General features: G+C 35.0%; 19 protein-coding genes. 11 read left to right on the top strand and 8 right to left on the bottom strand.

Annotated features, from left to right (window positions below):
- Window positions 1-8 precede the first annotated feature (8 nt).
- Complete coding sequence (locus L0669_RS17650) at window positions 9-728, bottom strand: HmuY family protein (protein WP_263759098.1); 720 nt, start codon at window positions 726-728, stop codon at window positions 9-11.
- Between the two features lie 28 nt (window positions 729-756).
- Entirely contained in the window at window positions 757-3,141 is a 2,385-nt protein-coding gene (locus L0669_RS17645) for a TonB-dependent receptor (protein WP_263759096.1), read from the bottom strand.
- A 588-nt stretch (window positions 3,142-3,729) separates the two neighbouring features.
- Between L0669_RS17645 and L0669_RS17640 the strand changes: the two genes are divergently transcribed.
- Entirely contained in the window at window positions 3,730-4,188 is a 459-nt protein-coding gene (locus tag L0669_RS17640) for an RNA methyltransferase (RefSeq protein ID WP_173971802.1), read from the top strand.
- 60 nt (window positions 4,189-4,248) lie between these two features.
- On the opposite strand, the gene L0669_RS17635 is transcribed toward L0669_RS17640, so the two are convergent.
- From L0669_RS17635 to L0669_RS17625, 3 genes are all read right to left on the bottom strand, one after another.
- Entirely contained in the window at window positions 4,249-5,298 is a 1,050-nt protein-coding gene (locus L0669_RS17635; RefSeq protein WP_263759095.1) for a serine hydrolase domain-containing protein, read from the bottom strand.
- Window positions 5,299-5,534: 236 nt separating this feature from the next.
- Window positions 5,535-5,891 (bottom strand): hypothetical protein, encoded by a 357-nt coding sequence (locus L0669_RS17630; protein ID WP_173971803.1) that lies wholly within the window; start codon window positions 5,889-5,891, stop codon window positions 5,535-5,537.
- A 171-nt stretch (window positions 5,892-6,062) separates the two neighbouring features.
- Entirely contained in the window at window positions 6,063-6,947 is an 885-nt protein-coding gene (locus L0669_RS17625; protein WP_263759094.1) for a LysR family transcriptional regulator, read from the bottom strand.
- 198 nt (window positions 6,948-7,145) lie between these two features.
- On the opposite strand from L0669_RS17625, the gene L0669_RS17620 reads away from it, so the two are divergent.
- The 8 genes from L0669_RS17620 (at window position 7,146) to L0669_RS17590 (ending at window position 17,094) form a co-directional block, all read left to right on the top strand.
- On the top strand, window positions 7,146-8,282 hold the full coding sequence (locus tag L0669_RS17620) for an efflux RND transporter periplasmic adaptor subunit (RefSeq protein WP_263759093.1): 1,137 nt from the start codon (window positions 7,146-7,148) through the stop codon (window positions 8,280-8,282).
- Between the two features lie 19 nt (window positions 8,283-8,301).
- The gene (locus L0669_RS17615; RefSeq protein ID WP_263759092.1) at window positions 8,302-11,469 is read left to right on the top strand and encodes an efflux RND transporter permease subunit; all 3,168 of its coding nucleotides are present in this window, start codon (window positions 8,302-8,304) and stop codon (window positions 11,467-11,469) included.
- A 1-nt stretch (window position 11,470) separates the two neighbouring features.
- The gene (locus tag L0669_RS17610; RefSeq protein WP_263759091.1) at window positions 11,471-12,883 is read left to right on the top strand and encodes a TolC family protein; all 1,413 of its coding nucleotides are present in this window, start codon (window positions 11,471-11,473) and stop codon (window positions 12,881-12,883) included.
- Between the two features lie 112 nt (window positions 12,884-12,995).
- On the top strand, window positions 12,996-13,568 hold the full coding sequence (locus L0669_RS17605) for a Crp/Fnr family transcriptional regulator (protein ID WP_263759090.1): 573 nt from the start codon (window positions 12,996-12,998) through the stop codon (window positions 13,566-13,568).
- Between the two features lie 98 nt (window positions 13,569-13,666).
- Window positions 13,667-13,795, top strand: a complete 129-nt coding sequence (locus L0669_RS23685) for a hypothetical protein (RefSeq protein WP_302773258.1) — start codon at window positions 13,667-13,669, stop codon at window positions 13,793-13,795.
- A gap of 197 nt (window positions 13,796-13,992) precedes the next feature.
- On the top strand, window positions 13,993-15,216 hold the full coding sequence (locus L0669_RS17600; RefSeq protein ID WP_263759089.1) for an MFS transporter: 1,224 nt from the start codon (window positions 13,993-13,995) through the stop codon (window positions 15,214-15,216).
- 42 nt (window positions 15,217-15,258) lie between these two features.
- Window positions 15,259-16,248: a TIGR03571 family LLM class oxidoreductase gene (locus tag L0669_RS17595; protein WP_263759088.1), complete on the top strand. Its 990-nt coding sequence runs from the start codon at window positions 15,259-15,261 to the stop codon at window positions 16,246-16,248.
- Window positions 16,249-16,383: 135 nt separating this feature from the next.
- A complete protein-coding gene (locus L0669_RS17590) occupies window positions 16,384-17,094 on the top strand; it encodes a hypothetical protein (RefSeq protein WP_263759087.1) in 711 nt (236 codons plus the stop codon).
- 75 nt (window positions 17,095-17,169) lie between these two features.
- On the opposite strand, the gene mnmE is transcribed toward L0669_RS17590, so the two are convergent.
- Window positions 17,170-18,570: a tRNA uridine-5-carboxymethylaminomethyl(34) synthesis GTPase MnmE gene (mnmE, locus tag L0669_RS17585; protein WP_263759086.1), complete on the bottom strand. Its 1,401-nt coding sequence runs from the start codon at window positions 18,568-18,570 to the stop codon at window positions 17,170-17,172.
- A 183-nt stretch (window positions 18,571-18,753) separates the two neighbouring features.
- Between mnmE and L0669_RS17580 the strand changes: the two genes are divergently transcribed.
- Both L0669_RS17580 and L0669_RS17575 read left to right on the top strand, forming a co-directional pair.
- Complete coding sequence (locus L0669_RS17580) at window positions 18,754-19,587, top strand: universal stress protein (RefSeq protein ID WP_263759085.1); 834 nt, start codon at window positions 18,754-18,756, stop codon at window positions 19,585-19,587.
- 65 nt (window positions 19,588-19,652) lie between these two features.
- Complete coding sequence (locus L0669_RS17575; RefSeq protein WP_263759083.1) at window positions 19,653-21,425, top strand: MutS-related protein; 1,773 nt, start codon at window positions 19,653-19,655, stop codon at window positions 21,423-21,425.
- A gap of 381 nt (window positions 21,426-21,806) precedes the next feature.
- Here the strand turns inward: L0669_RS17575 and L0669_RS17570 are convergent, their stop codons facing one another.
- Both L0669_RS17570 and dnaN read right to left on the bottom strand, forming a co-directional pair.
- Window positions 21,807-22,436, bottom strand: a complete 630-nt coding sequence (locus tag L0669_RS17570; RefSeq protein ID WP_263759081.1) for a DsbA family oxidoreductase — start codon at window positions 22,434-22,436, stop codon at window positions 21,807-21,809.
- A gap of 415 nt (window positions 22,437-22,851) precedes the next feature.
- Window positions 22,852-23,970, bottom strand: coding sequence for a DNA polymerase III subunit beta (gene dnaN / locus L0669_RS17565; RefSeq protein WP_065448533.1), 1,119 nt, complete (start codon window positions 23,968-23,970; stop codon window positions 22,852-22,854).
- Window positions 23,971-24,021 lie beyond the last annotated feature (51 nt).

The raw sequence follows: 24,021 nt of genomic DNA, 5'->3' as shown, positions 1-24,021 counted from the left end.
TTGGATAATTATTTTGTGTTTAAATTTTTACTTCCGTCATTTTGAACATAATATCTAAAGGTGAAATAGGGTGCAGGCCAGTTAAGATCTGTTACCGCAGGCGGATTGCCTTTGTAAGCATTGATAAGTTGTAACTTGGCATATTTTCCGTTTGGAAGTCTGATCGCATACGTTCTGTTTGGAATGGACTGCATGATATGACTGCTTAAACTGTAATAAAACCAACCCGCAGAACTTTCAGAAGATGCCCAGCCAATTTTTGTTACTTCGCTAGCATCAAAACTCGCATCTGTAGGTGCCTGATTTACATTTTTATAATCATCATTAACCAAAATCACGGCTGTTTTTTCGGCTGGTCCGCCAAAACCGGGATTGTATTGGTATTTGGCATTATTTATAAAAACTTCACTGTTGTAAGGTCCTGTAAAAGCCAGATCCCAATTGCCTGTTTTCATGTATTGCAGAGAATCTGCTTTTGTATGAAGCCATATTTGTTTCTGATCGCTAAAACGGAAAAGAAACGTATGAAAACTTCTTTGTTCTTTACCATCTGTACCGCCTCCCATAGAAGCTCCTGTATCTCCCGCGAGATCACTAATTACTGTACTTTTCCCGTCTGTGAGAGAAGCCGTTGTATCCTCTTCATTACTGCTGCATGATGTAAAAAAGGTTACTGTAAAAAGCAGTACCAGCGTGCAGTATTTTTTAACTGTTTTGTTTGTTATCATTTAGAAAGTATTAATGTTTAATTTGTTTTTATTGATCTTTAAAGAACCGATAACTTAATCCGGCGAGAAGTATTCTTCCGGGCTGTCCGGGCATTAACGGATCTGTATAATTGAAGATATTGTCTGCTGTGAATCTGATGCTGAGATGATCTTTTAAAAGACGTTTTTCAAGACTCGCATTCGTAAGGAAATATTCTTTTACAAAAATGTCATATTTATCAATGAATTGATTCCCGTTTCGATCTCCAAAAGGATATTTTCCTCTAAAGTTTACCCTTACATTTGCATTAAGTTTCCATGGCGTATAACTATAAAAAACAGACGCATTGGCCATATGACGGGAACGATTTTCAATTCCCCAATAATCAGACGGACGTGGTTTGTAGGAGTTCCCTGTGGCAGGATCATGTATGTTTTGGTTATAAGGCCATTTTCCTGACCTAATGCTGTCTTTTACGCTAAGGTCTTTCGCAATTAAGTATTGATATCCGGCGCTTATTTCAAGATTTTTTGCTGGGCTGTATTTTAAGCCAATTTCAAAACCTTTGTTTACGGCTTCAGGTAGATTCTGATAGGTATAAATAATCCTATTGTTGGTTCCCGTAGCAACTTGTATGCTGTTGATTTGATTGGTTATTTTGTGATAAAATATACTTCCTTCGATTTTCAGGGTTTTAGCAGGTTCTGTAATAAATCCGGCATTGTACGAAGTGCTTTTTTCGGCTTGTAGATTTCCGGCAGTTTGATTGAGAACATACTGTCTAATTTCGCTTATTTGTCCGTCTTGCTGCATTTGCTGCAAAGTAGGAGCGAGGACAGCATTACCAATTACAAGATAATTACTGCTGGAATTGTAAAACACTAAATAATTGGTTTTAAAATCAGGCGCTTTAAATCCTGTACCAATTCCGGCTTTAAAAGTTATTTTTGGAGTCATAAAGTATTGTAATCCAAAACTAGGATTTAACCTTCCTCCAAAATTATTCGTATGATCGTATCGAAGTCCTCCAACTGCTCTTAGTTGCTGAAAAGGAGTCCATTCGCCCTGAACAAAAGTGAAGAAATTTTCTAATGAGTTTACATTGTTGAGTGCATTATCATTCATGTTTTCGACGCTTCCGCCAATACCTCCAACAAGCTGATAAGTATTGTTATTGCTATAAGAAAATTGCTGTTCGAATCGGTGTAGTGTTTGTTTAAAAACATCCTGACTTACTGAACTGTTTGTTTGTTGCCAGGCAACACTCATATCAGCAGTGTAGTAAGTGAGATAATATCTGGTAATACTTCTAAGATTACTATTGAAACGATGATCAAAAGAAAGCGAAAGATTAAGATCCTGCTCGTCCTGATTGTCGCCTGATATATGCCCTAAACCAAAGTCCTTTTGCATAAAAGAACGACGCAAACCATAACGTCCGCTTAAACTTAGAAAACTCTTTTCATTGACTTGATAACGAGATTTTCCCTGCAAACTGTAATTGTCGTAGGGCGGAGAAGTATTTCCTTTGATGTATCTAGAATTCGTATTATAACCGTCTGTTCTGTAATAGTTAGCCGCGATATTTGCCGTTCCTTTATTTTGTAAAAAAGGAGTTTCGCCTTCTACTACAGCATCTATGATATTAAGTGATCCGTAACTTAAAGAAGCCTGCATTTGCGGATCGATAACGCCGTGTCTTGTAATGATATTAATTGTACCTCCAAGAGCTTCGCTGCCGTAAAGACTTGATGAAGCGCCTTTGATAATTTCGATACGCTCGATGTTTGAAACGCTGATTCTTGAAAGATCAAAATTACCGTTATTTCTTCCCACCATTGGCTGACCGTCAATAAGCACCATTATGTATTCGCTGCCAAAACCCTGCATTTGCACTCCAACAGATCTTGCGCCGCCACTTATATTGTTAACCACCGCAATACCTGTTTGTTCTTTTAAGACTTCATCAAGCCTTCTGCTTCCCATTAATTCTATTGTTTTTCGATCTATTACAGTTACAGGCATTGCGCTGTATTGGGCGTTGATTAAGTTTTCGGGGTTATTTTTTACAACACGGCTTACTACGCTTACTTCTTTTAGGTCAATACCAGCTTCCATATTGATATGTAGCGATTTAGGCGCATGTCCGTTTAAGGTAATTTCGTGTATGTAATCTTTAAATCCCATATTAGTCACCGTTAAAGTATATTTTCCGTTTGCTAATCCGGAAAATGAGAAAGAACCATTACTGTCAGATGTTGCAATTTTATCACCAGGTTCTAATACAATCATTGCCTTTGACAATGGATCTTCTGAATGATAAATAACTCCTTTTATTGTATTTGTTTGCGATTGTATTAAACTACATTGTAGCAGAATAAAACCTGTAATAATCATTTTTGGTATAGAACTGTAGGTACTTGTATTTCTCATTGATCGTTTATCGATTGCTTCAATTTCGAAAAAACAAAGCAACTATTCTTATTTAGACTGTGTAAAAATAGTAATTAAAGATTTACTAATAGTATTTTTTTTACACAATTGAAGTGGAAGAGAAATAATGAAAAATAAAGTAGTTAAACTTTTAAATAATGTGATGCTGTATTTTATGTTGATTATTAGTGTTTTAAATTTTAACTATAAAATTTATGTATTTAAATTTTTAAGAATAATTTAACATAATATTTTTGTAATACTATACATCAATATGAGTGTTTTTGGAAAGAAAAATCCTCTTTATTTGTTCACTTTTTACCATAAAAATGATTGAAAAACATCCCGAATTAACATTTTATTTTAAATTACAGGAGATAAAATGTATAATAATCAGCAAAAAAGTTTTGTTTGCAATTTCATTTTTATTCATTTCAAAAAGCAGTAATTGTTAACCACAAAAAATGTTTAAAAGAGTCAAAACAGGAGAGACTTTCGCGAAACAACTAAAAGCAGGTCAATAGAAGATTCATCCTTTCGCTGTAATAAAAATTGATTTATTTGCTTTCAGTTTGTACTTTTGCGCTTATGAATGATAATTTTATAAATGAATATTTCGGGATAGGGATCCAAAATGGTAAAACACCTGAAAATTTGGGTGTATTGTGGAGATCAGCTCAAAATTTAGGCGCTACTTTTATATTTACCATAGGCAATCGATATGCGAAACAAGCCTCTGATACGCACGATGCTGTAAAAGCAATTCCATATTTTCATTATGATACTTTCGAAGCTTTTTTCGAGAATTTGCCTAAAGGAGCAAGATTAGTTGGTGTTGAATTAGATGAAAAAGCCTCAGACTTAGAGACGTTCGAACATCCAAGACGCTGCGTATATTTATTAGGTGCAGAAGATCATGGCTTATCCAGAAAAGTAATGGATAAATGCCATAATTTAGTAAAATTTAAATCAGTGAAAAGTCTGAATGTGGCTGTTGCCGGAACTATCATAATGTACGACAGAAACTTGCCAAAACCGAGATCTTAAAATAAAACCGATATTGATTTTTGACTGAAAATTTAGTTCTGGTTGCTATTTATTTTTTAGTTATTGATTTATATCGGCATACAATTGATCCACTACCTTTTCTAAAATCTCTCCGGTTTCATTAAAACTAGTGTTTGTCAATATAGAGATTCCCATATTTTGTTTAGGATAAATTACAAACCAATTCTGAATTCCGTAGATACCTCCGTGATGTCTGTAAATTAATTCATTACCATTTTCTAAGATGTACCAATGGTAGCCTTCCCAAAAATCATCACCTTCTTTATATAATTTTTTATGAGATTCTTTTACAATACGATTAGATTCGTCAAGTTGCAATTTCATATATTTTACTAAATCTGCAGGAGTAGAATGCAATCCCGAAATTCCCCCCCATAAAGTCCTGTTGAAGTTGGGCATTAACTCATTTTTATCATTGTAACCTTTTACCAATCTCAGTTTTTCATTATCATTTAATGTAAATTTAGTTTCGGTCATTTTAGTTGGTTTCAAAATAAATTCAGTTACCAATTCTTCATAAGGTTTTTGATACACTTTTTCAAGTATATAAGCTGTTAATTCCGGAGCTGTATTGGAGTAGGTATATGTTTCTCCAGGTACTGTTTCAATTTTGATCAGTTTCAATCCTTCAAAAAAAGCCGTTTTATTTTCACTTTTTATAGGGAAATTAGGAAACCCGCTTGTATGCGTGAGAAGATGTTTGATTCTTATAGGTTCGCCTTTGAATTCTAAATTAGGATAAGGTTCGTTAAGATAAATTCTAATATCATCATCCAGATTTATTTTTTTATCAAGTACTGCTTTAGCCGCTACATAACCTGTGAAAGTTTTAGTTACAGAAGCCAATTCATAAAATGTAGAATCGTTTGGAGTGTTTCCTTTTCCGATAGATAATTCTCCAAAATGTTTTATTGTGGATTTTCCATCTTTAAAAACTGATATGGAAACAGAATGAAATCGTTTGTCTTCTAATAACTGATGAGCATTTTTTGTAATCGCATTTTCAATATTTTGTGTATTACTTTGTTGTTTACTTTTGCATCCAACTAAGGTAAAAATCAAAAATGCCGCTAAATATTTTATTGTCATAGTTTTTAGTTTCATATGTGCTAAACTAGATTTTACAAAGAATAATAATTTTGGCTAATATATTGAAAAAAAAGATTTTTAATTTTACACAAAGGCGTAAATAGATATCTTTCTTTAATACCGTTTTAGTTTCCTTGAAAAGTACTAAAATTTATAACTAGCTTTTTGAGGTAGAGTAAAAGCTTAGCAGAGAGTTTCAGGATTTCTTTGTTTTTAAGAGATGGTATAAAGGTAGTTTAATTTAAGTTTTTAGTTTTCAAACGTAAACAATGTTCCGTTCCTAGATAGAGCGGATCTCCGTGTTTTTCCGACCAAAAGCCTTCCAGTACATCTGCAGTAATGCATTTATAAACAGCAACTCCTTTGTAGGTTTTATTCTCGTCTCCTTTATAGCTAAAGTTTATGACCAGAATATTGTCTTTAAAGAAACCGTGACCTTTTTGTTGCTGAGTATTATTAATAAGCCATTGAGCAATAATCCGATTGTTTTCGTCAAGCGATAAACTTAAAATACCTTTGTATGTTACCTGATTACTTTCGTCCTGGTTGCTTCCGGAAATGGAGTAATTACCAATTAAATCTTGTATAGTCATTTATTTTACGATGCAGAAATGAACAGTTGAGTATATAATGAAGTTTTATTTTCAAAAACACATTAATCCAATAGTTGAATCAAAGATATGTAAAAATTATTTGAGATTGTGCCGGTTTTTATCGTCTTTCGCCTAACCGGGATTCTTTATTTTATTTAATAATGGTTTCTTTTATCGAAGTAATTTTTTTACCATTTCAATTTGATCTGTAGTAACATTATTTTTATTGTAGGCAAGGTAAATTGTGTTTTGAGTAGGATGATGGCCTTTCCAGATTTCTTTAATATGATGTTGATCAATATCATCCTGCACTAAATAATCGGATGCAATGGTGATACCCGAACCAAAACGAATTCCTTTTAGAATCGAATTATAATCAGGAATAACAAATCGGGGTTTTATAGTGGGGCGTTTTTTAAAATTTTCTAACCAAAACCGTCTAATAATGGCCAGATCACTGCTGTAAGCATACCAATCTTTATCGCAAAGCCATTTCTCGGCTTTATCAAATTCAGAATTCGTTATAAAAAGATCAAATTCGGTTGTATCAAATTCTTTATTGCCAACAAGAAGTAAATTGGCAGTACGAATGGGTTCATAAACGATGTCTTTTTCATCATTGCGGCTTGAAGTAATGACAAAATACAGTTTTCCTGAGTTTAATTTTTGCATTAATTCTTTGGTAGGACAAAATTCAAAAACAAGATTTGCAGGAGCCTGACTTATGTTTGAAGCCAGAATGCTGTAGAAAAACTCTTTAGAGGTGCCAATACAAGTCAGCGGAATATTCGAAGAACGTGTATATCGAAATTCGGCTTCAATATATTCTAATTTCTCAATGGCATCAATTACCTGAGTATAAAATAATTTGCCATAATCTGTTGGCACCATTCGGCGTGGTTTACGTTCGAATAACTGCTTGCCTACATGAGCTTCAAGAGCAGATAAATGCTGACTTACATTGGGCTGCGAAATAAGCAGTTCCTGTGCAGCGCCAGTCAGCGTACCCACCTGATAAATTGTTTTAAACGTTCTGTACCATTCCATGTCTACCATGATGCAAAGTTACTTGTTTTTTATTTTCCTTATAATATTAAGTATAAATTGATTTATGGATATCTATAAATTATGCTATTTCCTTTATAATTAATTCCGATACACCTTTGCATGCAATTTGAGAAACTTCAATTAAAAACAACAACATTGAAATTTCCATCCAATTCATTATTAATCCATTAAAAATTATTTATTGTCATGCAGCAACATTTAAAAGCATTGCTTAGTACTATATTCCGAACGTCGATGGTCGGTTATTGCTTATTGGTTTTACAAGGATGTTCATCCAAAGCAGAAAAAGAAAAAACAGTAACGCCTTTAGTGTCAACCGTTACAGTTGATACTACATCGGTTACAACAGAATTAGAATTTTCGGGTATGCTTGAAGGAATCAGCAATATAGAAATAAGACCTCAGGCTGAAGGATATCTGGAAAAAATATTTGTAGACGAAGGAGCTTATGTACGAAAAGGGCAATCGTTATTTCTTATTAACGATACGCCTTACAGCGAAAAACTAAACCAGTCAACAGCATCTTTGCAAACCGCATTGGCTAACAGAGAAAAAGCCAGAATTGAAGCCGCAAGAATACAAAAACTGGTTGACGGAAAAGTAGTTTCAGATGTACAGCTTAAAAATGCCCAAGCCGAACTCAGCGCAGCAAATTCTGCTGTTCGACAAGCAGAAGCTGCAAAGAAAAGTGCGGCTATAAGCAAAGGATTTACGCTCATAAAAGCTCCTGTAAATGGTTATGTAGGCAAACTGCCTTATAGAGTTGGGAGTCTTGTGGGGCATAACGAACCAGAACCCTTATCTGTGGTTTCAGACATCAATACCATGTATGCTTATTTTTCGATGAGTGAAGAAGCTTTTTTACAGTTTAAACAACAATATCCCGGAAAAACCATAGAAGAAAAAATCAAAAGAATTCCTTCTGTTCGTTTAATGCTTCCTGATAATTCAGTTTACGACGAACAGGGCAAAGTAGATATTGTTCAGGGACAATTTGATAAATCTACCGGATCTATTACGTTTAGAGCTTCATTTCCTAATGCCGGAGGGCTTTTACGTTCCGGAAATACAGGCAAAATTATCATGTCGCAATACAACAAAAATGTAATTCAGATTCCGCAGTCGGCTACTTATGAATTGCAAAATAAAGTCATGGCTTATGTGGTCGAAAAAAACAACAAGCTGAAAAGCGTATCCTTAAAAATAGGACAAAAAACAGCTTTAAATTATATCATTTCCGAAGGATTAAAACCTGGAGATATATTGGTATCAAAAGGACTTGAACGCTTGCATGAAGGCATACAGGTAAAAGTTTCAAAATAATAATCTAGCCTTTTAAATTATGTTAAAGAAAATAATCGACAGACCCGTCACGGCTACTGTCATCTCACTTATATTGGTAATTTTAGGCTTTTTGGCTTTGGAAAAATTGCCTATGGAAACCTTTCCGGAAATTGCACCGCCCTCTGTAGTGGTTACCGCACGTTACCCCGGAGCCAGTGCCGAAGCCGTTGCCCGTTCTGTAGCAACGCCGTTAGAACAGGTAATTAACGGAGTAGAAAATATGATCTACATGACATCGTCTTCCTCAAACGATGGTACATTAACGATTACTGTTTATTTTAAACTGGGAACCAATCCGGATCAGGCGGCAATTAACGTACAGAACAGAGTTTCGCAGGCTACAAATCAACTGCCTCAGGAAGTCGTAAAAACGGGTATTAATACTTCCAAACAAAACAACAGTATGATCATGATTATTGATCTCGAAAGCACCAATCCTAATTACGATTCGGCTTTCCTGAACAATTACGATCTTATTAATATTGTTCCGGGAATCCAGCGTATTCAGGGAGTTGGAAAAGCACAGGTATTTGGAAGTAAGGATTACGCCATGCGTGTCTGGCTGAATCCGGGAAAATTGGCAAGCTATCAAATGACGGCACAGGAAGTCATGAAAGCCATTGATCATCAAAACATTGAAGCTGCTCCGGGTAAATTTGGAGAAGGAAGCGCAACGGCTTTTGAATACACGATTAAATACAAAGGAAAACTAAATAAAGAACCGGATTATGAAGATATTGTAATAAGGGCAAATCCGGATGGTTCTGTACTGCGTTTAAAAGATGTTGCCAAAATAGAATTAGGATCGCTGGATCATGTGTATGCATCGGCACAAACGCTGGATGGACATCCGGGAATTGGAGTTGCGATTTTCCAGACGCCGGGTTCGAATGCCAATGATATTCAGATTGAGATTCTGAAATTTATGGAAGAAGCCAAAAAGAGTTTTCCAAAAGGAATTAGTTACAGAACCACTTATAGTACAAAACGCTTTTTAGACGCTTCTATCAATCAGGTAGAACACACATTGGTTGAAGCTTTTATATTGGTATTTATTGTCGTTTTTATTTTCCTTCAGGACTTTCGTTCTACGCTTATTCCGGCCATATCAGTACCAGTGGCGATTATTGGAACCTTCTTTTTTATGGGAGTTTTTGGCATCACCATCAATTTACTGACACTTTTTGCGCTCGTTCTGGCGATTGGAGTGGTGGTCGATGATGCGATTGTCGTCGTCGAGGCCGTTCATCATAAATTAGAACACCATTCTACCGATGCCAAAAAAGCAACAATCAGCGCTATGGGCGAAATTACCGGAGCCATTTTATCAATTACTTTAGTAATGTCGGCGGTATTTTTACCTATTGGTTTAATCGAAGGTCCGGTTGGTGTGTTTTACAGACAGTTTGCTTTTACACTTGCTATTGCTATTGTAATTTCTGCAGTAAATGCCTTAACCTTAAGTCCTGCTTTATGTGCTGTTTTACTTAAAAACAAACATGCTGAATTGTATGAAGATAAACATAAGAAAGGCTTACAAAGATTCTATGAACTCTTTAATACTGGTTTTCATGCGGCTACAAAAAGATATACAAATGCTGTTCTTTTTCTAATTAAAAGAAAATGGCTGGCTTTGGGCGGATTAGTTTTGGTTACCATTTTAACGGTAGTATTGGCACGCAACACACCGCAGGCCTTTATTCCTACAGAAGACCAAAGTTTTGTAATGACCGCTTTAAGCATGCCTCCGGGAACTTCTTTGGAACGTACGAAAACAGTAACTACTGAGGCAAGCAAAAAGCTGAGTAAGTTTGAAGGCGTATATTTTAATGCGATAGTTAACGGAAGTAATCTGTTGGCTAATACAGTTTCGCCATCTTACGCCGCTTCGTACACCATTTTAAAACAGCCCGAAGAACGAGGAAAAGTTAAGGACATCAATAAAATTATGGATTCTATTAAAACCGTATTTGATGGTTTGCCCGAAGGGTCTTCGTTTACGTATTCGATGCCAACCGTTCCGGGATTTGGAAATGTTGATGCTTTAGATGTTGTTTTAAAAGACAATGCCGGAGGTTCAATCGATAAACTGGCTCAGGTAAATGACGAGTTTATAAAATCGCTGAAAGAGAGAAAAGAAATTGCAGCAGCTTTTACATCGTTTAATGCAAAATTCCCCCAATACATGCTAGATGTTGATGCGGTTAAAGCGAAACAACTGGGACTTGATGTTAGTACAATTTTAGAAACCATGCAGGCTTATTTTGGAAGTATTTATTCTTCTGATTTTAACCGATTTGGGAAATACTATCGTGTCGTAGTACAAGCCGAAGCGCCTTTTAGAGTAGATGAAAATGCATTGAATGAAGTATATTCTAAAAATGATCAGGGTAAAATGGTGCCGCTTAAATCGGTAGTGCAGTTAAAACGTGTTTTTGGTCCCGAAGTCGTTACCCATTTAAACCAGTCAACTTCTATTAATTTGAATGTTCAGGCTAAAAAAGGGTATTCAACCGGAGATGCCATGAAAGCAATAAATGAGGTTGCTGAGACGCTTCCGTTAGGTTATTCCCATGAATATACCGGAATGGCAAGAGAAGAACAGCAGGCAGGAAACCAAACCATATTTATATTCGGAATCTGTATCTTGTTTGTGTATTTCTTATTATCAGCTCAATACGAAAGTTATCTTTTACCGCTGGCTGTAATTTTGTCTCTGCCAACGGGAATATTTGGTGTCTTTGTTTTTATCAATTTAATAGGCGTTACCAATAATATTTATGTACAAATTGGTATGATTATGCTTATTGGTCTTTTGGCCAAGAATGCCATTCTTATCGTGGAGTTTGCGGTTCAAATGAGACATAAAGGAAAATCTTTGGTAGAGGCTGCGCTGCAGGCTTCGGCATTGCGATTGCGACCAATCTTAATGACTTCTTTTGCTTTTATTGCGGGATTACTGCCGTTGCTTTTTGCCGGTGGTGCTACAGAGCAGGGAAACCGTTCTATTGCATCGGGAACGATAGGAGGAATGTTCTTTGGCGTGGTATTGGGAATTTTTATCATACCGGTTTTATTTATCGTATTCCAATCTTTACACGAACGTTTTTTTGGTTTAAAAATCACACCTGTAACAGATCAACATTTAATTCAATCCAATCATTAAAATGACGAAAATACTATATTATATACTTATTCTGGCCGTGTTTTCCAGCTGTCAGATTGGGAAAGATTATGTGCGCCCAACCGTTACAATACCTCAGGAATTTAGAAGAAATAACGCTTTGCAGCAAAGTAAGGACAGTACTTTACTGCCATGGAAAAGTTTTTTTACAGATCCTGCTTTGCAAAATATTATAGACAATGTTTTGCAGCGCAATTATGATATGAAAATGGCGTTGAATACGATTCAGATTAATGATGAATATCTGAAAGAGTCAAAAACGGCTTGGCTTCCATCAGTTTCCACAGGAATTGGAACTTCCCGAAATTATTATTCTGATAATAGTTTAAATGGTGTTAATGGCTTTAATTTAAGCAATACCATCGGAACAAAAAGAATAGAAGACTATACGCTGAATGCGGGTTTAAGCTGGGAAATTGATATTTGGGGAAAAGTAAAAAACCAGAAAAAAGCAATGCTGAACGAATGGCTGCAAAGTCTTGAAGCCAGAAAAGTTTTGCAGACCAGATTGATTGCATCGGCAGCTTCGTCTTATTACACTTTATTAATGCTGGACGAACAATTGGCAATAGCGCATAAAAATTTAGCTTTAAGCGATAATACGGTTAAACTAATCCGGGTTCAGTTTGAAAACGGCGAAGCAACTGCACTGGCGTTACAGCAAGCCGAAGTGCAGTACAAATCGACACAAGCTATTATTCCCGATTTGGAACAGGAAAAGTTCATTCAGGAAAATGCTTTGAACGTTTTAATGGGAAATCAGCCAGATAAGATTGCATTATCAGAAAGCAAAGCCAATTTTATCGCTCCGCAGCAATTAACTTCCGGAGTTCCGGCCTCATTGATGTCGAATCGTCCGGACGTGCGACAGAAAGAATTTGAACTGCGAGCGGCTTCTGCGCGAATAGGTGTCGCTCAGACGGGTTTATATCCGGCCTTGAATATAACAGCTTCGGGTGGTCTCAATTCTTTTCAATCCTCAAATTGGTTAAATATTCCGGGTTCTTTATTTGGAACTTTAGCAGGCGGACTTACCGAACCTATTTTTAATAAGCGAAAATTAAAAACGGCTTTTAATGTGAGTAAAATTGCCTACGAGCAAAAGACTGAGGAATTTAGAAAAACAGTTTTGCAAGCCACAAAAGAAGTTTCGGATGCGATGATTAAAGTCGAAAAACTAAAAGAGAAAATTACAATTACGACATCAAAAAATGACTTACTTCAAACAGCGATAAACAATGCCGGTCTTTTGTTTACAAACGGACAGGCTAATTATTTAGAAGTAATTCTGGTAGAACAAAATCTAATAGAAAATGAACTGAATTTATCCAGTTTAAAAAGGCAGGAAGCTTTGGCTTATATAGAGTTTTACAGAGCTTTGGGAGGAGGGCAGTAACCGGTTTTTCAAAACTCACACCAAGTGTGTGAGTTTTGTTTCATCATCGGTAAAAGTTTTTTGTTACTTTCGTAAGGATTAAATCAGGTAGTTCTAAAAGAATTTGCAGTTTATGGAAAACCATTATTTACAATTAAGAAAACATATAGAGGAAATAAGTCCATTAACTGATGAAGAATGGGAAACTGTTGCTGCTTGTTTTACTTATAAGAAATTAAGAAAGCATCAGTTTTTAGTACAAAAAGATGAACTTGTTCCTTCTGAATACTGGATTATAAGCGGCTTATTGAAAACATACGCTATTGATAATGAAGGCAAAGAACATATCCTGCAGTTTGCAATGGAACAATACTGGACAAGCGATTTTCATGCTTTTCAGAATCAGGTTCCGGCTACTTTGTTTATTGATTGTCTTGAGGATTCAGAATTTTTTTGTCTTCGTTTAGAAAACAGGGAAAAGTTGTGCAGTGAAATTCCAAAAATGACTAATTTCTTCAGAATTAAATCGCATTATGGTTATATTGCCCTGCAGCAGCGCATTATGTCTTTACTGACTCAAACAGCCGAAGAACGTTATAATAATCTCATCAAAAAACTTCCTTTATTAATTCAGCGTGTTCCTAAAAAGCTTTTAGCTTCTTATTTAGGTGTTACCCGCGAAACTCTCAGCCGCTTTAAGGGATAAAAAGTGTGATCTACATCACTTCAAATGTGTGATGTTCATCCTCGCATATCTGGTGTTATCGTTAGAACTTTGTACTGTTAATTTTAAACAATGCAATGATGAAAACGATCCACTATTTTATGCAGGCAGTTACCGCTTTTTTAAGCGCTGCAAATAATGCACAAAATAAATTAGAAAGAATGTCAATAGCTCTGGAAGTAATTCCGGGAAACATTCCTCATCTATAGCTGGAATTGAAACTCATAACCCAGCGGGATTAAATAATAACATTCTCGGGTAATTTTTTTTCCCGCATAGGGCACATTAAGATTGATTAAATTGGTTGTTGGGTAGGAGGATGTCCTTCGGGACATTCTCTTATTTCTCTTCACTTTTTTAAACTTTTCCCTTCTAAATCATTTATAATTTTATTTGAAACAACGATATGAAAACAAATGAAACAGCAGTTATAGAACAAACTGTCAAAACAAGAAAAAGACTGCCTGCAGCGCTATGGGCATTAACAATAAGCGCATTTGGAATTGGTACTACAGAGTTTGTTATCGTGGGTTTATTGCCAACAGTTGCCACAGATTTAAATATTAGTATTCCATCGGCAGGATTGCTGGTGAGTTTATATGCCATTGGTGTTGCCATTGGAGCGCCCATATTAACAGCTTTAACAGGAAGTATTCCAAGAAAAAAATTACTGATCTGGTTAATGATTGTATTTATTATAGGAAACGGTCTTGCCTCAGTAGCGCCTGGTTTTACAACATTGGTTATGGCAAGAATTATTACAGGATTGGCTCATGGCGTTTTCTTTTCTATAGGTTCTACCATTGCGGCTTCATTAGTACCGCCAGATAAAAGAGCATCGGCAATTTCTATTATGTTTACAGGTTTAACTGTTGCTATTGTTACCGGAGTACCTTTTGGAACCTTTATTGGCCAGGAATTTGGATGGCGTGCTACTTTTATTGGAGTTGCTGTTTTGGGATTAATCGGCTTGATTTCAGGCTGGATTTTACTGCCAAATAAAATCGAAAATGAAAAAACAATCGCCATAAAAGACCAGTTTAAAGTTATAGCAAACGGCCGATTACTTTTGGCATTTTTAATGACTACTCTGGGTTACGGAGGAACTTTTGTAGCCTTTACTTATTTGTCTCCAATACTTCAAAAAATCATGGGACTTTCTGAATCAATGGTGAATGTAGTTCTTGTGTTGTACGGAATAGCGATTGCTTTCGGGAATCTTATTGGAGGAAAAGCGGCAAATAAAAATCCGCTGAAAGCATTATTATGGATGTTTGTTTTACAAGCGATTGCCTTATTAGTTTTTACATTCACGGCAAGTGATTCTCTTTTTGGAATTATTACTTTGTTTATCATGGGGGCTTTATCCTTTTCAAATGTTCCGGGATTACAATTGTACGTGGTTCAATTAGCAGAACGTTATCTGCCGGGAACCGAAGATGTAGCATCTGCTTTTAACATTGCCGCTTTTAATGTGGGAATTGCCATTGGTGCTTATGTAGGCGGATTAGTAGTAGAATCTACTTTAGGACTTGAATCTACTCCCTGGGTTGGTGCTTTGTTTGTAGTGCTTGCTATTGGTGCAACTTTATTGAGCTCAAAATTATCAGGTAAAAAGAACAGCAAATAATTAAATAACCAGCAATTTGTTAACCGTTAATTTAATTTTAAAATGAAAACAATTTGTAAAATACATATACCCGGCCGAATGACTCTTGGACTCGAATTTCCATTAGACAACGACTGGTCTCTTGAAGGAGAGAAAAAAAGAAAAAAACAAGGACGTCCTTTTGGAATTCCTGATATAAGTAAACACACAGAACTTATTAAATTGGCTGATAAACTTGGTTTTGCCGCTTTATGGATGAGGGAAGTTCCGGTATATGATCCGGGTTTTGGCGACGGCGCTCAAATTTTTGACACCTTGTCGTATCTGGGATATGTGGCTGCCATTACAGATTCTATTGCCATTGGAACTGCCGCGGTTGTACTGCCTTTACATGATCCGCTGCAATTGGCAAAAGCGATTGCTACTATCGAAAATTTATCCGAAAGCCGTTATCTTTTTGGTGTTGGTTTAGGCGATCGTCCTGTAGAATTTCCTTTGTTTGGATTTGATTTTGAAACCAGAGCGCAGCGATTTGTATTAAATCATGAAATAATTAAAGAAGCATGGAAAGAGCAAAGCGAGCTGAATCAATATTATGAAGGTTTATCTAATGAAATTCAGATTTATCCAAAACCTAAAAATGAAATTCCTTGGATTTTAGCCGGAAGGGCAAAACAAAGCATGGACTGGATTGCTCAAAACATGCAGGGCTGGTTCAATTATCCGAGGGATGTAAAAGATACTGAAGTTTTGGTAAGAGAATGGAAAAATGCACTTTATGATAACAATCAGGCATCAAAACCGTATATATCGGCTTTTCATTTAAACCTTTTAAAAGATGCCGATGCTCCTTTTACACCGCATCGTTTTGGAGGCTCTGTAGGCATTAATGGATTAACACAATTGATGCGATTGTATGAATTTGCAGGAGTAAACCACATGGCGCTTCATTTAAGAAAATCAGAAATTCCGGTTGATGAAGCTTTAAAATTGATTGGGCAAGAAGTTTTGCCGCATTTTTACCCATTGAGTTTACAAAATTCAAACGCATAAAATAGTATAGTTATCTTTTAGAATAGAAATTATATACTCAGAAAACAGGATATTTTTAAGTCTTTTTTTCTGAGTATATTTCGATTAATACTATTTAATGGGATTTATTACCTTCGCAAAAAAAAATCAAAATCGATGAAATTTCTTCAGCTTCTTTTGTTGTTTCTCTTATTTCCAATGGTATCAAATTCACAGGAAAAGCATGTTATCCAGACTACTGACAAAGCTTCCACTCATGGAATGTTGATTTTTGGAAAAAATAAAATTTACGCTTATCATCTCCCGATGTTTCATAGTCCGCACAATTATCAGATAATTTTAGAACTTGAATTAACTGATACAGCAAAGAGCCTATTTATCGAAGACCAGAAGAACAATCCTGAATATGTAACTTATACAATTGAGCCTGAAACTTTTGTTTTACCACAAATGATTGCAAAAGGAAATTCTTTTACTGTTGATTTGTATCGTGGTCATTTTGAAAGAGGCGGAAAAAAAATAGCTTCAAAAATTAAAGTTGTAATCAAAGATGTTTTGTTTTACAACAAATTTAAAAGTGATGAAAAACGTTCTACTGTGAGCACTTTCATCTTATTTGGAAATGAAAAAGAGCAGTTTATGGCTCATTTACTGACGAATAAACCAGATTTTGATCAGATTATAGAAGTGAAAGCACCATTTGACAGTATACTTAAAGGAAAGAACAATGTATTTATTGATACTGATTCAACCGAAAATTCAGTTCTTGGAGTCAGTGGAAACGAAATAGAAATATCGCTTAACAAAACAAAGTATTCAATGGTATTGTTAAAGCAGTTGTATCTGGAGTTTGGAGATTTAAAATAAGGATGTTCAAATAAAAAAAAAAGTGGAAATATTAATAAACAATATTTCCACTCGTTTTTTTATTGTTCTATTCTACTATTTCCCGATACAGAAATTAGCAAAAATATTCCCTAACAATTCATCATTAGAAACCTGACCTGTAATCAATCCAAATTGATACAAAGCCTCACGAATATCAAGTGCAATCAGGTCGCTTGAAAGATTTGTTTCAAGTCCAAATTTTACTTTTTGTATTTCATCCAAAGCTTTTAGTAAAGAATCGTAATGTCTTGTATTCGTAACAATTGTTTCGTTATTGCGGAGCGCACCGGTATTGACAAAAGAAAGCAATTCATTCTTTAAATCCTCAACTCCAATTTTTTCTTTAGCCGAAATTAAAAGCAATTTTGCATTCAGATTTTCAAGCTTATTCGTGATGTTTGCCACTTCATCAGCAGACAATATATCTTTTTTATTTACTATAATTACCAAAGGTTTTAGCGGATATTTATTTTTGATTTGTTCAATTTCAGAAACAAACTCAGAGCTTGAAACCTGAAATTTTAAACCATCAAACAAATAAATTACAACCTGCGCCTGTTCAATTTTTTCGAAAGTTTTTTTAATTCCAATGCTTTCTACAACATCTTTGGTTTCGCGAATTCCGGCCGTATCGATAAATCTAAAACCAATTCCTCCAATAACCAATTCATCCTCGATAGTATCACGAGTTGTTCCGGCAATGTCAGAAACAATGGCACGTTCCTCATTCAATAAAGCATTCAGTAAAGTCGATTTACCCACATTAGGCTCACCAACAATTGCCACCGGAATTCCGTTTTTAATGACGTTTCCAACCGCAAATGAATCAATCAGACGTTTTAAGACAAATTCGATTCTGTTTAATAATTCATGAAATTGAGTTCTGTCGGCAAATTCTACATCTTCTTCTGCAAAATCCAATTCTAGTTCGATCAAAGAAGCAAAGTTTAAAAGTTCCTCGCGCAATTTGGCAATTTCATTACTAAAACCACCACGCATTTGCTGCATAGCAATTTGATGCGAAGCTTCATTATCTGATGAAATCAAATCCGCAACAGCTTCTGCCTGCGATAAATCAAGTTTTCCGTTCAGGAAAGCTCTTAACGTAAATTCACCAGCATCAGCCATACGACAGCCTTTTCGCAACAATAACTGAATAATTTGCTGCTGAATATAAGTAGAGCCATGGCAAGAAATTTCGATGGTATTTTCTCCCGTATAAGAATTTGGTCCTTTAAAAACAGAAACCAATACCTCGTCAAGTGTTTTCGAATCATCGACAATATGACCCAAATGCAAAGTATGTGTTTTTTGCTTGGTTAAGTCTTTGTTTTTGATGGATTTAAAAACCGAATTTCCAATCGCAATCGCTTCAGAACCCGAAATTCGAATTATAGCAATAGCACCGGCTCCGGATGGAGTAGCTAATGCAACTATAGAATCTTGATTTATCATGGCGCAAAGGTATAAAAAAAGCTATAAAGTTTTGCCTCCAAGCTTATCCGAAAGCAGCATCTTTTCGTCATTTGAAAAACATCTGATAAGATAAAATTAAATGTTAAAATACTGATAATTGTCAGACTATTTTGATTTTAGAATGACTAAATTTGAGAGAACAACTTCTAAATCACAAACAAAATGAAAAAAATATTATTCCCCACCGATTTTTCCGACTGTGCAACAAATGCATTTGTGCATGCTTTAGAATTTGCAAAACTCGTCAATGCCGAACTTATTTTGTTACATACGTTTGAAATCCCTGTATACGATAGCCAGTTTTTTCCGGAAAACTATGCGGCAATCTACAGCTCTATAGAATTGGCTAAATTTGAGGTGTTTAAAGATGAAATTCCAAAATTGAGAGCCATCGCAGAGGAACGCAATTTAGGCGATATTGTAATAAAACACCGTTTGATGGATGGCGATTTGATTTACAATCTAAGAAATGCAGTCGAAGAAGATAATGTCGATTTTGTAATTATGGGTTCTTCAGGAGTTACAGACTGGACCAAATTTTTCCTGGGATCAAACACCAGCGCAGTGATTTCAGAAATTAAAGTTCCCGTTTTATGTATTCCTGCCGATACAAAATTCAAGAAAATAAAAACCATTGGTTTCACAACCCGTTATCGCGATAAAGACAAAGCCGAATTGAGAAAAGTTTTGGATATCGCAAAAAAAACAAACGCAAAAGTAAAAAGTCTTTATGTTAAAACGTCAAGTTCAGACGTGTCTGATGTAACCATTAAAGAATGGGAAAAAGAATTTGCACACGAAAACATTGAGTTTTTGGTATTGCCAAGCGATGAAGTAAAAGAAACTATTCTTGATTTTATATTGTATAAGGATATAGATGTACTTACAACCATAACACACAAACGATCATTTTTTGAAGGACTTTTCGATTCTAGTTTTACTAAAAAAATAGCCAAAGAAGTTTCTGTGCCGGTTTTAGTAATGCATGAAACCTAAAATTTTACTTCGATAGTATATTTGTAAGTGTAAAACCTATATTTGTATTTCATTAAATTTAAAAAATGGAAGCATATCAAAATAAAGTTGAGCACTATACAGCAATTTTTAATAAAATCAACAAAAGATACAATAGCATAAGTATTCTGCGACTTTTAAGTATTTTTCTTTGTTTATTCTTACTGTTTAATTACATAAAAACAAACGAAATTCTTTACGTAGCATTTGCTTTTCTGTCTTTTGTTGGTTTTCTTTTTTTAATGAGAATCCATTCAAAATTGTCTTTTCAAAAAGAACTTACGAAAGCCATTTTAAAACTTAATCAAAACGAAATTACTTATCTAAAAAGAGATAAAATTCCTTTTGAAAACGGAATAGAATTTAATGATTTTCATCATCCCTACGCTTACGATCTGGATATTTTCGGAGAACATTCCTTGTTTCAAAATATCAACAGAACCGCAACTTTTATCGGAAAAAAAACATTAGCCAATCAGTTACTAAACCTTTCTCCAAACGAAACTATTCTCGAAAATCAGGAAGCAATAAACGAATTAAAAACTAAAATCGACTGGCGTCAGGATTTCCTGGCTCTTGCCATGATCAGCAACGACTCGAAAGAATCTTATGATTCGTTATTGTATTGGAATTCATTTAAAAATAATTCCCTACCTAAAGTTTTAGTTGCACTTTCAATTATTCTTCCAACCCTGTTTTTAGGATTTTTAACAGCTTATTTTATTACATCAAAAACAATCCTGTTATCGTATCTCTCTTATATTTTTATTGCAAATCTAATAGTGATGGGACGTTCTTTTAAGCGAATTCAGTCTGAAATTGCAAAAGCAGATAACGTCGATAAAATCATCAAACAATACAGCTTGCTGGTTGAGAAAATCGAAACTGAAACCTTTCAGTCAAAGAAATTAATCGACCTGCAAAAACAGCTTATTTTTAAAAATGCTACCGCAACCAAACACTTAAAAGATTTATCAGAATTGTTCTCCAGAATGGATACAATCAACAACCTGGTAACCGCCATTGTGTTCAACGGGGCTTTTTTATTCAATCTGCACGTTTTAAAAGCTCTTTTAAAATGGAAAGACAATTATTCTACCGAACTTGAAAAATGGATCGCGATTATTGGGGAATTTGAAGCCTTGAATAGTTTAGCAAATCTTGCCTATAATAATCCTGATTTTGTTTTCCCTGAGATCAATTCAGAATACAAAATCGGATTTTCAGATCTAAGCCATCCTTTGCTAAATCCTGCGACAAGAGTAGGGAATGACACTCATTTTTATCCTGAATCGTTTATGATTTTAACAGGTTCGAATATGTCAGGAAAAAGTACTTTTTTAAGAAGTTTAGGAATCAATATGGTACTTGGCGGAATAGGGTCAGTTGTTTGTGCCTCAAAAGCAAACATTCATCCACTTCCAGTTTTAGTTTCAATGCGTTTGTCTGATTCATTAGCCGATAGCGAATCGTATTTCTTTGCCGAAATTAAGCGTTTAAAACAAATTATGGATGCTCTGGACAATCAGCCCGCGTTTGTTTTATTAGATGAGATTTTAAGAGGAACAAACTCTGACGACAAACGTAACGGAACAATCGAAGTAGTGAAAAAAATCATTGCCAAAAAAGCCATTGGCGCCATTGCCACACACGATATCGAAGTATGTTTAACCACAAACGAATATCCGGATATTTTAACCAATCAATGTTTTGAAGTAGAGATTCAAAACAACGAACTCCATTTCGATTACAAACTCCGCAACGGAATCTGTAAAAATAAAAGTGCCACTTTCTTAATGCAAAAAATGGGAGTTATTTAGGATTGTAGATTTTAGAGTTCAGATTTTAGATTTTAGATTTTAGATTTTCTGAAATTTGGAATTTGGAATTTTCAAATTTGGAATTTAATTTTTGATTTAGGAGCTATTTCCTGCTATCCGTTCCAATCTTTTGTGCCGAACCCCGGCACAAAAGGATTTCCACTTCTATCAGGGCTATGGCATTCGTTTTCATTTAGAAGAAACTATTTTACAATTATGAATACGATTTATTAGCTTGTCACTCTGAGCGAAGTCGAAGAGCGTTCCAATTTTCCGTTCAATTTGTCATCCTGACGAAGGAAGGATCACACTAGAAACTCCGCAAACTTTGTCGAATTACGAGTGTGATCCTTCCTTCGTCAGGATGACAAAATTATGTTATTATTTCAACCCTTCCTTAATGGTATTCACAAAAGCCTCTACTGGCTGCGCACCAGAAACCGCATATTTCCTGTCAAAAACAAAAAAAGGAACTCCTTGCACACCAATCTGATTCGCCTCATGAATATCAGAATGAACGTCATCTAAATAAAGATTTTCATTCTCGATAACTTCTTTCACTTCATTAGAATCTAAACCAGCTTTAACCGCTAATTCAGTTAAAGTTTCAGGATCATTTAAATCTCTTCCTTCAGTAAAATAAGCTTTAAAGAAGATTTCCTCCATTGCATCGCCTAATTTTTTGTTTTTAGCCAATTGTATAATACGATGCGAGGTTAAAGAATTTGAAATAACAGCTTTATCAAAGTGATAGTCTAAACCAACGCTTTTTGCGCGTTCTGTGACACCTTTATGCATTTCTATTGATTGCTCAACCGAAATACCTTTTCGTTCGGCTAAAAACGTCAAAACATCCTTGCCTGACTGAGGCGTAATAGTAGGATCAAGTTGAAAACTTTTCCACTCAATTTCAAATTCATCACTTGGAAATTCAGCTAAAGCAGTTTCCAGTTGTCTTTTTCCGATATAACAAAACGGACACATGATGTCCGACCAAATTTCTATTTTCATATTACAAAGTTAAGGAAAAGTTTGTTTCGGGTTTGTATTTGTTTCAGGTTTCAAGTTTGCCCGTATTGTGTTTTTTTTACCGCAAAGCTCGCTAAGGTTTTTCGCAAAGTTCGCAAAGCTTTTACACAAAGCTTTGCGAACTTTGCGTTTGTAAACGCAAACTAAGTCAAAAAAACCTTGCGCACTTTGCGGTAAAAAAAAATCAGTCCAATCTGTAATCACATTTCAACATAAAACTTTCAACCTAAAACCTGAAACAAAAAAATACCCCAAATAAAAAACCGCAAATCTTAAAAAAAGAATTGCGGTTTCTAGGTATAAAAAATGGTTGGTTAATAGCGATATTTTTTTTTACAATGATATGTCTTTAATTCGAAACTAAAAAAAATCCCTGTAACAAAAAGAAGTTTTGATGTTAACTATTTAACATTACAGGCATTACCAACATTGTAACAGTTTCACCTTCTTCTAAACCATCTACTGGTGTTAAAATCCCGGCTCTGTTAGGTAATGACATTTCTAACATAATCATATCCGATTGTAAGTTGGTCAACATCTCTGTTAAGAAACGAGAGTTAAAACCAATTTGAAGATCATCTCCTTGGTAATCACAAGTCAATCTTTCTTCAGCTTTGTTTGAGTAATCGATATCTTCTGCAGAAACGTTTAATTCAGCTCCTGCAATTTTTAAACGAATTTGGTGTGTAGTTTTGTTAGAGAAAATCGCCACACGTTTTACTGAACTTAAAAATAAAGAACGGTCGATCATTAACTTATTCGGATTCTCTTTAGGAATTACCGCTTCGTAATTAGGGTATTTTCCGTCGATCAAACGACACATTAAGATATAATTGTCAAATGAGAAAGTCGCATTCGAATCGTTGTATTCAATTTTTACTTCAGCATCAGAACTTCCTAAAATACTTTTTAAGATATTCAAAGGTTTCTTTGGCATAATAAAATCCGCAACCTGAGATGCTTTTACATCTGTACGGGCATATTTTACTAATTTGTGAGCATCTGTAGCAACAAAAGTCAAACCTTCAGGAGAGAACTGAAAGAAAACTCCGGACATAACCGGACGTAAATCGTCATTTCCGGCAGCAAAAATAGTTTTACTTACAGCAGTTGCCAAAACATCTGCAGGAACTAAAGTTACAGAAGGATCTTCAAGATTTACTGATTTAGGAAATTCTTCTCCTGCTGCATACGCTAAAGCATATTTACCAGAATTTGAACTAATCTCAACCGTATTGTTTTCTTCAACCGTAAACGTTAAAGGCTGTTCAGGAAACGTTTTTAAAATTTCAAGCAAAAGTTTTGCTGGTACAGCTACGCTTCCTTTACTTGTAGAATCGATTGATAATGTAGCAGACATAGTAGTTTCAAGATCCGAAGCCGAAACTGTCAACTCATTATTGTCTAGTTCAAATAAAAAGTTATCTAAAATAGGCAACGTATTGTTACTGTTGATTACACTACCTAAAACTTGTAATTGTTTTAATAAGTACGAACTCGATACTATAAATTTCATCTCTTTTGTTTTATTTTTTGTTGTATTTCTCAGCATTTAGACGCTAAAGAT

The sequence above is a fragment of the Flavobacterium bizetiae genome (assembly GCF_024271895.1).
Classification (GTDB): Bacteria; Bacteroidota; Bacteroidia; order Flavobacteriales; family Flavobacteriaceae; genus Flavobacterium; species Flavobacterium bizetiae.
This window is presented reverse-complemented; position numbering and strand designations above follow the sequence as displayed.

Excerpts from the sequence above, each read along its gene's own strand:
- L0669_RS17650 (WP_263759098.1), bottom strand. The coding sequence starts at position 728 with ATGATAACAAACAAAACAGTTAAAAAATACTGCACGCTGGTACTGCTT.
- L0669_RS17645 (WP_263759096.1), bottom strand. The coding sequence starts at position 3,141 with ATGAGAAATACAAGTACCTACAGTTCTATACCAAAAATGATTATTACA.
- L0669_RS17640 (WP_173971802.1), top strand. The coding sequence starts at position 3,730 with ATGAATGATAATTTTATAAATGAATATTTCGGGATAGGGATCCAAAAT.
- L0669_RS17635 (WP_263759095.1), bottom strand. The coding sequence starts at position 5,298 with ATGACAATAAAATATTTAGCGGCATTTTTGATTTTTACCTTAGTTGGA.
- L0669_RS17630 (WP_173971803.1), bottom strand. The coding sequence starts at position 5,891 with ATGACTATACAAGATTTAATTGGTAATTACTCCATTTCCGGAAGCAAC.
- L0669_RS17625 (WP_263759094.1), bottom strand. The coding sequence starts at position 6,947 with ATGGTAGACATGGAATGGTACAGAACGTTTAAAACAATTTATCAGGTG.
- L0669_RS17620 (WP_263759093.1), top strand. The coding sequence starts at position 7,146 with ATGCAGCAACATTTAAAAGCATTGCTTAGTACTATATTCCGAACGTCG.
- L0669_RS17615 (WP_263759092.1), top strand. The coding sequence starts at position 8,302 with ATGTTAAAGAAAATAATCGACAGACCCGTCACGGCTACTGTCATCTCA.
- L0669_RS17610 (WP_263759091.1), top strand. The coding sequence starts at position 11,471 with ATGACGAAAATACTATATTATATACTTATTCTGGCCGTGTTTTCCAGC.
- L0669_RS17605 (WP_263759090.1), top strand. The coding sequence starts at position 12,996 with ATGGAAAACCATTATTTACAATTAAGAAAACATATAGAGGAAATAAGT.
- L0669_RS23685 (WP_302773258.1), top strand. The coding sequence starts at position 13,667 with ATGAAAACGATCCACTATTTTATGCAGGCAGTTACCGCTTTTTTAAGC.
- L0669_RS17600 (WP_263759089.1), top strand. The coding sequence starts at position 13,993 with ATGAAAACAAATGAAACAGCAGTTATAGAACAAACTGTCAAAACAAGA.
- L0669_RS17595 (WP_263759088.1), top strand. The coding sequence starts at position 15,259 with ATGAAAACAATTTGTAAAATACATATACCCGGCCGAATGACTCTTGGA.
- L0669_RS17590 (WP_263759087.1), top strand. The coding sequence starts at position 16,384 with ATGAAATTTCTTCAGCTTCTTTTGTTGTTTCTCTTATTTCCAATGGTA.
- mnmE (WP_263759086.1), bottom strand. The coding sequence starts at position 18,570 with ATGATAAATCAAGATTCTATAGTTGCATTAGCTACTCCATCCGGAGCC.
- L0669_RS17580 (WP_263759085.1), top strand. The coding sequence starts at position 18,754 with ATGAAAAAAATATTATTCCCCACCGATTTTTCCGACTGTGCAACAAAT.
- L0669_RS17575 (WP_263759083.1), top strand. The coding sequence starts at position 19,653 with ATGGAAGCATATCAAAATAAAGTTGAGCACTATACAGCAATTTTTAAT.
- L0669_RS17570 (WP_263759081.1), bottom strand. The coding sequence starts at position 22,436 with ATGAAAATAGAAATTTGGTCGGACATCATGTGTCCGTTTTGTTATATC.
- dnaN (WP_065448533.1), bottom strand. The coding sequence starts at position 23,970 with ATGAAATTTATAGTATCGAGTTCGTACTTATTAAAACAATTACAAGTT.